Origin of the sequence: Candidatus Desulfatibia sp. (assembly GCF_036446775.1) — a bacterium.
Lineage (GTDB): Bacteria > Desulfobacterota > Desulfobacteria > Desulfobacterales > UBA11574 > Desulfatibia_A.
Window position 1 is genome coordinate 1 of the sequence record NZ_JAZFTO010000378.1, and the last position, 10,257, is coordinate 10,257.

Genomic DNA, 10,257 nt, shown 5'->3' on the forward strand with positions numbered 1-10,257 from the left:
CGGCAAGCCACGGGGTATCAACAAATGATATTTTCTATCTTAACGCAGCAAGCTGCGGGGAATTAAACCCGACAGATTCCGCAACCTTCATCGCGTATTCATTGCAATCTGTGTAATCTGCGAAATCTGTGGATTAAAAAACTTGACATGTGGGTATCGATTATATAATTTTAGCAACTAAAATTGATGCATTCGTAAAAAGTCAAAATTCTCAAAAATCGGTCTTGTAACCTACTGAAATAATTAGGAGCGAAACCGATAAAATGGCATTTTTCGGACTTTTTACGAGACCATCAAAATTAATTTGAAAGGAGAAAACAAACTTGGCGAATCATAAATCTGCTGTCAAACGTGCTGCCCAAAGTGAAATTCGGCGTATGCGCAACAAGTCCGTGAAGACCAGAGTAAAAAATAGTATTAAAATTGTGAGGCTGGCTGCCAGCGAAAGGTCAAGCGAGGCAGCTTTGAAAAAACTTGATGCCGCAAAATCTATTATTGACAAGGCCGCTAAAAAGGGTGTGATCCATACAAAAACTGCATCTCGCAAAATTTCCCGCCTCACCAAGCTTGTTAACACCATCTCAACTTAGCCCGCCAGCGCAAGACACCTAATTTGTTTGTGCTTTGCGTTTAGGGCTCGGCTTCGTGCAGGTAAATCATTTAAAAATCTTCTGTCAACCGATTATAAATGTTTTCCGCAAGCCTTTTGGAAGCCCTTGAGAGGGCGTCCTGCCTGTTTTGTTCGGTACCCTGCTTATCATCCTCGACAACGTAGGCTTCGCTTTCCGCAACACCTTGGGCAGACCATATTATTATTCCGCTGGTATTTGCTAATTTTAAATTGAGCGTAAGAGTCACCCTTCTTTCAGTTGAGATATCCACCGAACTACGGGAAATTGATCCGGTCTGGGTGGAAACAATGACCCCGCTAAGGTTAGCTTCGGCTTTGTCTTTGCGAACTAAAGCGACTCCTCTGCTCCTGGTGACCTCATAGATAAGATCGTTTGTAACAATATTCTCCAGACCGGTCTCAGCGGTTCGGTTTTCAAAGATGGGGATACTTATCGTCTTTATGCCCGCCGGGAGACTGCCACTCCCGGCAAACCGGTAGCCGCAGGCTGAAAAACCTACCCACAAAACTAGGATAATCCAAACTTTTCTTCTTTTAAAAAACAATAGTGCGCTCATCAATGAGTTTTAGTTATAGGATTAAACCACTATGTTAACCAGTTTTTTTGCTACCACAATAACTTTTTTAATCGGTTTGTCTTTGATAAATTTTTGAACGCGCTCGTCTGCAAGGGCCGTTTCCCTTAACGTATTATCATCGGTATCAACATCTGCGTTAAACCTGCTTCTCAGTTTGCCGTTTACCTGTACCACGATCAACAGCTCATCTTTGATGAGAGCATCATCCCTGTAAGACGGCCAGGCTGCCAGCAGGACGCTCGAGTCATGGCCCAGGGCTTCCCATAATTCTTCGGCAAAATGCGGCACAACGGGCGATAAAAGCAAGACAACCGATTCCATGGCAAGCCGCATCACTCCGGCCTGTTGAGGGCTGCTGTCGATCGTTTCAATGCCGTACATGGTGTTGACCAGCTCCATCACCGCGCTGATGGCGGTGTTAAAATGGAACCGTTCCTCAATATCTTTGGTCACTTTTCTTATGGTCTGGTGCGTCTTTTTAAACAGCTCCCGAAATTTGCCCTCAAGCTTGTCGGGACTGCCGTCAAAAGGGGCTGAGTTTTTTATAGTTTCCATGTAGCTTGAGGCCAGGCGCCAAACACGCTTCAGAAAGCGATAGCCGCCCTCAACACCCTGTTCGCTCCATTCCAGATCCCTTTCCGGCGGTGCTGCAAAAAGGCAAACGAGCCGCGTGGTATCCGCACCGTATTTTTCTATAAGGAGATTCGGATCGATCACATTTTTTTTAGACTTGGACATCTTTTCAACTCGCCCCGCTATAACCTTTTGGCCGCATTGCCGGCATACGGCACTTGCACCGCTGCCTTTGACCTCTTCGGGGAAGAGAAAGCCGTGCTCCGGACAGGAAATGGTCTCTTTACAAACCATCCCCTGGGTCAAAAGCCGGGTAAAAGGCTCCTTGTAGCTGACCAGTTCAAATTCGTTCAGAACGCGTGTAAAATACCGCGAATAGAGAAGGTGCAAAATCGCATGCTCAACACCGCCGATATATTGGTCAACAGGCATCCAGTAGTCAACGGCCTTTTTATCAAACATGCCGCTTTTGCATCGCGGACTGCAGTATCGCTCAAAATACCAGGAAGATTCCACAAACGTGTCCATTGTGTCGGTTTCTCTTTTCGCATCGGACCGGCCGCAAACCGGACACGTCGTCTTTACAAAATAATCGAGAGTCGGCAGCGGCGATCCTCCGCCTTCCAGAAGCGCAGCATCCTCGGGAAGCAGTACCGGCAGATCTTTTTCAGGTACAGGCACAACCCCGCAGGTTTGACAATGAATCATGGGGATCGGTGCCCCCCAGTAACGTTGCCTGGAAATACCCCAGTCCCTTAACCTGAAATTTACATCTTTTTTCCCCAGGTCCTTTGACTCCAGATACGTAACAATATCATCCATGGCCCGGGCATTTTCCATACCATTGAATTGAACGGAATTGATCATTACACCTTCGCCGACATAAGCTGCGGTCATCGTGTCCGCATCGAGGTCATCATCATGAGGTTTAACAACCACGATTATGTCCAACCCGTATTTTTGGGCGAATTCAAAATCCCGCTGATCATGAGCAGGTACGGACATAACCGCACCGGTACCGTACTCCATCAGTGCAAAATTAGCGGTATAAACCGGCATACGCCTGCCGTTGACGGGATTAATACAGTAAGCGCCGACAAAAACACCTTCTTTTTCATAATCGTCAACCGCTTTGGCCGACCGGTCCTGCATGGCAATACGCTCGATGAACTCTTCAACTTCAGCTTGCCGGTCCGTTCCATTCGCCAGCTTATGAACCAGGGGATGCTCCGGAGCAAGGCACAGGAAAGTAGCACCGCAGACCGTATCTTGTCTGGTTGTAAAAACGGATATATGCTCATCGCTGTTATCGATGGGGAAGCGAATCTCGGCACCGGTGCTCTTTCCGATCCAGTTTTTTTGCATGGTGACCACTTTGTCCGGCCACCCGGGAATCTTGTCACAATATTCAAGCAAATCTTCGGCAAAGTCGGTGATCCGGAAAAACCACTGCCAGAGTTTTTTTTGACGAACAGGCTTACCACAACGCCAACACAGGCCGGCTTCCACCTGCTCATTGGCCAGCACCGTCTGGCAGGGTTCACACCAGTTCACATAGGATTCTTTCCTGTAGACCATCTGCTGGGCGTACATTTTCAAAAAAAGCCATTGCTCCCAGTGATAGTATTCAGGCTTGCAGGTGGCAATTTCCCGGCCCCAGTCATAAGAATAACCGATACGTTTCAGCTGGAAGCGCATGGTATCGATGTTTTGATATGTCCAGTCAGCCGGATGGGAATTGTGCGCAATAGCAGCATTTTCAGCCGGCATGCCGAAAGCATCCCATCCCATGGGGTGCAGGACGTTAAATCCCTGCATTCTTTTGTACCTTGCAACCACGTCCCCAATGGTATAGTTCCTTACATGCCCCATATGAAGATTCCCGGACGGATACGGGAACATTTCAAGTAGATAATATTTTTTCTTTTCAGGATCCTCTTTAACCTCAAACAGATTGGACTTTTCCCAATGATCTTGCCATCGGGATTCTATTTTTTTGGGATCATATTTTTCATCCATTGCATATACATCCTTTATCCATATCATTTCATAAGCTTAGAATATACGCAAAGTTAATTAGTGTCTATCCGCTTTTTCAAACTGTGACTCTCATGCCACAACCTGATGCAAATAGCAAGAATGTCTAACCCGGATTTCTCACCCTATGAGAAATCGTTTGACTTGTATCTAACATTTTCATATCAAGCAGTAAAGACGCCTTCTATCATAATTATTAGAAAAATTACCTGTTTCCGGTTCAAAAAGGCAAGCAGGAAGGGAACTTTTATGAGCAGCAAAATCCTTATCAATGCCGTAGATCCTGAAGAATGCAGAATTGCAAAAGTTAAAGACAATAAGCTGGAAGAATTTCAAATCGAAAGCGCCGCTAAAGAAATCATCCATGGTAATATTTACAAAGCGATTATTTCCCGGATTGAACCGAGTCTTCAAGCTGTTTTTGTGGACTACGGAGCAGAGCGACACGGCTTCTTGCAGAAGCACGAAATTCACAGGGACTATTTTTTAGACAGCCCCACCGGAAAGCAGTCTATTAATAATATTGTCAAACGCGGCCAGGAACTCCTTGTGCAGGTCAGCAAAGATCCTTTCATGAAAAAGGGAGCTATGCTAACGACCTACATATCGCTGCCGGGAAGATACGTTGTCCTGATGCCGGGAAGTGATAGCCGGGGCATTTCACGCAAAATAGAGGATGAAGATGAGCGTAAACGGCTCAAGGATATCATCGGCTCACTCAAAATACCGGAAGGATTCGGCCTCATAACCCGTACTGCCGGGGTAAACTGTACCAAACCACACCTGGCCAAGGACCTTGGCTACCTTTTAAGGCTGTGGAAAAATATCAAGAAAAATGTAAGCAAACAGAAAACCCCCTCACTTCTATACAAAGAGCGCAACCTGGCTTTAAGATCCATACGCGACTACTTTACCCCGGATGTATCTGAAATTCTCATAGATGATGAAGCTGTATATAACGATGTTAAATACTTCGTTAAAATAATTTCCCCCAAGCATACCAAAATAGTTAAACTCGTTAAGGGAGCCAAGCCGATATTTACTAAACACCAGCTTGAGAGTCAGATTGCATCGATCTATGAAAGTCAGGTTAAACTGAAATCCGGTGGTTATATTGTAATTGCGCAAACTGAAGCTCTGGTCTCTATCGATGTCAATTCGGGAAAAGCAACCCAGAAAAAATCCATAGAGCTGACAGCATTACAGACCAACATAGAAGCTGCCGAGGAGGTTGCCCGCCAATTGCGGCTTAGAGACCTGGGAGGCCTGATCGTCATTGATTTCATCGACATGAGAGATTCGAAACACAAATCGGAAGTTGAAAGGACTCTCAAAGCCTTTGTAAAGTCAGACAAAGCCAAAACAAATATCGGCAGGATTTCTAAATTCGGCTTGATGGAAATGTCGAGGCAGCGCATACGGCCGTCGATCGAATACGGCAGCTTTGAATCCTGCCGCCATTGCCAGGGCAAGGGACTGGTTCCTTCGACCGAAACCCTGGTGTTAGGCTTCTTGCGTCAACTTCGACTTGAAACCTTGAAAGCAGATATTTCAAGCGTAAAAGGGGTCGTTCCATTAGAAGTCGCAGAATATCTTTTAAACAAAAAGCGCCGGGAAATCCTTGATCTGGAGGAAAGACGAAATCTTTCCATCACCATCGAAGGAGACGGTACTATGGCCCCGGGGAAGAACAAGATTATTTGCCATTAGTTCGTCAGTGCTGCGTGGTGGGGAGCAGTCCGGTCAAAAGTATAGAATCAATGCTCATAGAACGTGGCTTTGGTTTGCCCCATCGGGGGCTTATGGTCTTTGCCATGCATAAATTTTAATGGAGTGGTGGAGTAATGGAGTAATGTGGGAACATCATTAGAAATTCTAAGATAATTAAGTGATTTCATTGTTGCAATTACAATCGAATAACTATTGAATGACAACCAAGCAAATTTTCAACACTCCCGTACTCCAATACTCCCTTAATCCTTGTGCCAGTCTTCAGGCAAAGCCATCATGCTCTGACCACGCTCTCCGAGGCGTAGGCTCTACGAGCCGGAGGCCCATAGAGACGTGGTTTTCTATGACGAAATAAACATGTCCGGTTGACACCTCTGCAACATTGCTGTATCGGTGTGACAACTTAAATAAAAAATAGAAAAAAATATGCCCAAAAATAATAATTCAGGTAATACCAGTAAACTCCGGATAATTGCTATCATAATTGTCATTATAACAGCCGGTGTTATCGGATATAGGCTCTGGCCCCAAAAAGATGCAAAGTCTGTTGCCCCCCAAATCCCTAAAAAGATTTTTGCGCCTGTAAAACCCCAGCCAATAATTGACTACCACAAGCTCGATAAAGATCAAAAATTAAAGGAGCTTATGCAGGAGCGCAAGGCCAAATACGGCCTTAAAAAAGGAATCGACATTATTGCAAAATCAGATGAATCCATCAAAATCGGCCAATCAACGGTTCCCATGCAGGAAATTCTGGATGCAATCCGGCTTAAACTCGGTGATATCATCGAAAAAGACCTCAAATCAGGCCGGACAGGTTCAGACAGAGACACAAAGGAATTTGGAATATACGTGGTCCGGCCGGGGGATAATATCTGGAACATTCATTTCAATTTTCTCAAAGACTATTTTGACCATAAAGGTGTGACCCTCTCTCCGCTTGCCGATGAACCCAGCCAGGCAGGCCAAAGCTCCGGTGTCGGTAAACTTCTAAAGTTTTCCGAAAACACCGTTCAAATATACAACACCAAAGAACACAAGCTCGATGTCGATCTGAATCTGATCGTCCCCTTGAGCAAAATCGTTGTTTATAATATGGAACAAATTTTTGCGCTGCTGAATCTCATCGATTACGAAAAGGTCAATCACATCCAGTTTGATGGCGAAACACTCTGGATACCGGCAGAGTAACGAATCCCCCGCGGGGCGGGATCTCGGACGTAAGCGCTAAGTTGTTTTTATACCGGATGGACTGTGGAAGGTCTATTAAAAAAATGAACATCGAACATCGAACGTCCAACATCGAATGATGAATAAAAAAACGAATGAAATTAAATTGCGGAGCGGAGCGACATCATTATTCGATGTTCAACGTTGGACGTTCGATGTTCGATGTTCGGTCTGTTCAACGTTCATCTTTTAAACCAATTCCGTACGGCATAAATGTAACCTGTGAACGTTTGCAAAACAACTTAGCGCCTACGGGATTTTAGACCGGCTCAGAGGACCCGGCTTTGGTTTACCTCTGGAAGGGTTAATGTTACAGTAAATATAAGTGCCTAAAGTGAACTAAAGTTTTAAAGGAGGTTTAATCTTGACAAGTATCGCGTACGCATTGGGCCAGGGCGGAGCAGCAGGCGGACAGCAGCCAGGTGGATATTCCTCGTTTATACCCCTAATCCTGATGTTCGTTATTTTTTATTTTCTGCTTATCCGGCCCCAACAGAAAAAGACTAAAGAACACCGCGAAATGATCTCGAATATTAAAAAAGGTGACCGTATTATTACCAGCGGCGGCATCCTTGGCCGTGTTACCGCCGTGGGTGAAACTACGATGACAGTGGAAATCGCTGATAAGGTCCGCGTCAAGCTGGCCCGCAGCAACGTTGCCACTTTGGTAGCGTCTGCGTCTTCACAGGCCCAGAAATCAAAAAGCAGCAAGAAGGGTTCGGGAAAATCAAAATAGCCCCAATTAATTTTGTTAAATAGCTGATGAATTCGATTTTTTTACGAATTCATCAAGTTTGACCATTTAATAATTTAACAAACTTTATGGGGCTTTCATCTGCAAAGAAAGGGAAAGATCATTGAAAAATATTTCGTGGCGATTGGTTGCCGTTATTGTGATTATTGTCACAGCGATTATCTACGTTCTCCCCTCAATAAAACCGACGTTATGGCCCTATAAAAAGATCAACCTGGGGCTTGATCTTCAGGGCGGCATGCACCTCATGCTTGAAGTCGATACCGAAAAAGCCGTGGAGAGTACCGTTGAACGTATCAGCCAGGAGCTCCGCAGCCTCATGAAAAAAAAGCGCATCAGGCATAGCGGTATTAAACGGATTGAAGGCAGCCGGATAGTGGTCAGGTTACAAGGCCAAAAAAATATAGACGCTTTTGAAAAGCTGCTTGATAAGGAATTCGAGGTTCTGCGCATTCTTTCGAAACTTACTGAAGACGAAATTTTTACCGTGATCATGGATCTTCCTGAAAGGGAAAGCGATCAAATCAAAAAACTGGCAACGGAACAGGCTCTTGAAACTATCAGAAACCGGATTGACCAGTTTGGCGTCAGTGAACCTGATATTCGCCTCCAGGGCGAAAAACGCATACTAATACAACTTCCCGGCATCAAAGATACTCAAAGGGCCAAGGAGCTTATCGGCCGAACAGCCCTTTTAGAATTTAAACTGCTGGATGAAACGCATGATCTCAACGCCGCCCTGCAAGGCAATGTTCCGCCGGGCAGCGAAATTCTCTATGCGACTAAAATAGATCCTGCAACCAATCGTGAGACCAAAATACCTTACCTGATAAAAAAGCAGACCCAGTTAACCGGAGCACATCTTACCGATGCCAGAGTTCAGATCGACTCCCAGTATAATGAACCGTATGTTTCCATTACCTTCGACAAGAAAGGGGGCCGGGACTTTGCCAGAATAACAGAAGCAAATGTACAAAAACGCCTCGCCATTGTACTGGATAAAAACGTTTATTCGGCACCGGTTATTCAGGAAAAAATCAGCGGGGGACAGGCCCGAATTACAGGCAACTTCTCCACAGACGAAGCCCACGATCTTGCCATAATCCTGCGGGCAGGAGCTCTTCCGGCCCCGGTCAATATCCTTGAGGAAAGAACCGTCGGCCCTTCTCTGGGATCTGATTCCATCAGGAAAGGTCTGGTCTCTATGTCCATCGGCGGTATCCTCGTCATCATGTTTATGGTTATATATTATAAAGGTTCAGGACTGATTGCAGACTTTGCCCTGATCCTTAATATTCTTCTGATAGCCGGAGGTCTGGCCGGTTTGCAGGCCACGCTGACGCTGCCGGGCATCGCCGGCATTATCCTTACCATCGGTATGGCAGTGGATGCCAATGTTCTTATATTCGAGCGTATCAGGGAAGAGATGCGGATAGGCAAGACACCCCGGGCAGCCGTCGATGCCGGTTACGACAAGGCCACACTGACCATTCTCGATGCCAACATTACAACGCTTATTGCCGCACTGGTCCTTTTCCAGTTCGGAACCGGTCCTGTAAAAGGATTTGCCGTCACACTCAGCCTGGGGGTGCTCTCCAGTCTGTTTACAGCCCTTATCGTGTCACGACTTATCTTCGATTATTTCTTGATAAGCCGCAAAGTCAAACGCTTAAGCATATAAATAACGAGGACCCTGTTTATGCAGATAATAAAGCCTGATATAAATTTGGATTTTGTCGGTAAAAGAAAAATAGCTTTCACCGTATCTTTGGCAATGATAATTGTCAGCATCTCATCTCTTTTGATACACAAAGGCCCCCGCTACGGCATCGACTTTGTCGGCGGAACCTTGATACAGATAAAATTTCTCGAACCGGTAAATATCAAAGACATAAAATCGGGACTGGCTGCCATAGACTTGGAAAACTCATCGGTGCAACTCTTTGGTGATCAGCAAGAAAATGAATATCTTATCCGCGCCGACATATCAGCGTCAACCTCTCAGGGGTTTTCGCTCAAAGTGCAAGAGGCTTTGAAAGCGGCTATCGGGCAAGATGCTGAGATCCGTCGAGTAGAAATGGTTGGGCCCCAGGTTGGGAAAGACCTGCGTGAAAAAGCCTTATTCGCCATGTTTTATGCCCTGCTTTTCATTACTATCTATATATCCGGCCGTTTTGAGCTAAAGTGGCTGTTAAGCGGGGTCATGGCCGCCGCACTTATGGGGGCTGTCTATCTGCTTTCTATTTTTGATGTCAGTGTCCCCATTTTAATGGCCGCCGCACTTATCGTCACCTTGTTACTTTTTTGGTTTCTCGATTTGAAATACGCCATGGGTGCGATTGTAGCCCTTATCCATGACGTCATCATTACTGTCGGTATATTTTCGATTTTTAACAAGGAATTTACCCTGCCGATTATCGCAGCACTGCTCACCATCATCGGGTACTCACTGAATGATACGATAATTGTTTTTGACCGAATCAGGGAAAATTTGAGAAAATATCACCGCAACCCTCTTGAGTTTATTATTAACAGAAGTGTAAATGAGACGCTCAGCCGGACCATATTAACGTCTGTGACGACCCTTGTTGTGGTTGTAACCCTGTTTGTTTTGGGAGGCGGAATCATCCACGATTTCGCCTTTGCATTGATTGTGGGTATCCTGATCGGTACCTACTCATCAATCTACGTTGCAAGCCCTATTCTCCTTATCCGGCAGGCAC

Annotated in this window: 8 protein-coding genes; 6 read left to right on the forward strand and 2 right to left on the reverse strand. The window is 45.5% G+C overall.

Annotated features, from left to right (window positions below; all coding sequences use genetic code 11):
- The first annotated feature begins 323 nt into the window (after nt 1–323).
- On the forward strand, nt 324–590 hold the full coding sequence (rpsT, locus tag V3S16_RS17140; RefSeq protein ID WP_413887163.1) for a 30S ribosomal protein S20: 267 nt from the start codon (nt 324–326) through the stop codon (nt 588–590).
- 70 nt (nt 591–660) lie between these two features.
- Here rpsT and lptE read toward each other — a convergent pair whose 3' ends face one another.
- Complete coding sequence (lptE, locus tag V3S16_RS17145; RefSeq protein WP_413887165.1) at nt 661–1,137, reverse strand: LPS assembly lipoprotein LptE; 477 nt, start codon at nt 1,135–1,137, stop codon at nt 661–663.
- 72 nt (nt 1,138–1,209) lie between these two features.
- The gene (gene leuS, locus V3S16_RS17150; protein WP_413887166.1) at nt 1,210–3,801 is read right to left on the reverse strand and encodes a leucine--tRNA ligase; all 2,592 of its coding nucleotides are present in this window, start codon (nt 3,799–3,801) and stop codon (nt 1,210–1,212) included.
- Nucleotides 3,802–4,068: 267 nt separating this feature from the next.
- Between leuS and V3S16_RS17155 the strand changes: the two genes are divergently transcribed.
- From V3S16_RS17155 to secF, 5 genes are all read left to right on the forward strand, one after another.
- Nucleotides 4,069–5,529, forward strand: a complete 1,461-nt coding sequence (locus tag V3S16_RS17155; RefSeq protein ID WP_413887168.1) for an Rne/Rng family ribonuclease — start codon at nt 4,069–4,071, stop codon at nt 5,527–5,529.
- A 447-nt stretch (nt 5,530–5,976) separates the two neighbouring features.
- Complete coding sequence (locus V3S16_RS17160; RefSeq protein WP_413887170.1) at nt 5,977–6,741, forward strand: hypothetical protein; 765 nt, start codon at nt 5,977–5,979, stop codon at nt 6,739–6,741.
- Between the two features lie 403 nt (nt 6,742–7,144).
- Complete coding sequence (yajC, locus tag V3S16_RS17165) at nt 7,145–7,516, forward strand: preprotein translocase subunit YajC (RefSeq protein ID WP_413887172.1); 372 nt, start codon at nt 7,145–7,147, stop codon at nt 7,514–7,516.
- 121 nt (nt 7,517–7,637) lie between these two features.
- Entirely contained in the window at nt 7,638–9,215 is a 1,578-nt protein-coding gene (gene secD, locus V3S16_RS17170; RefSeq protein ID WP_413887174.1) for a protein translocase subunit SecD, read from the forward strand.
- Between the two features lie 18 nt (nt 9,216–9,233).
- Nucleotides 9,234–10,257 (forward strand): protein translocase subunit SecF (gene secF / locus V3S16_RS17175; protein WP_413887176.1); only part of this gene is annotated, 1,024 nt, incomplete at its 3' end.

What these genes read in the sequence shown, in the direction of transcription:
- leuS (WP_413887166.1), bottom strand. Translation starts at nt 3,801, where the DNA reads ATGGATGAAAAATATGATCCCAAAAAAATAGAATCCCGATGGCAAGAT.
- V3S16_RS17160 (WP_413887170.1), top strand. Translation starts at nt 5,977, where the DNA reads ATGCCCAAAAATAATAATTCAGGTAATACCAGTAAACTCCGGATAATT.
- V3S16_RS17155 (WP_413887168.1), top strand. Translation starts at nt 4,069, where the DNA reads ATGAGCAGCAAAATCCTTATCAATGCCGTAGATCCTGAAGAATGCAGA.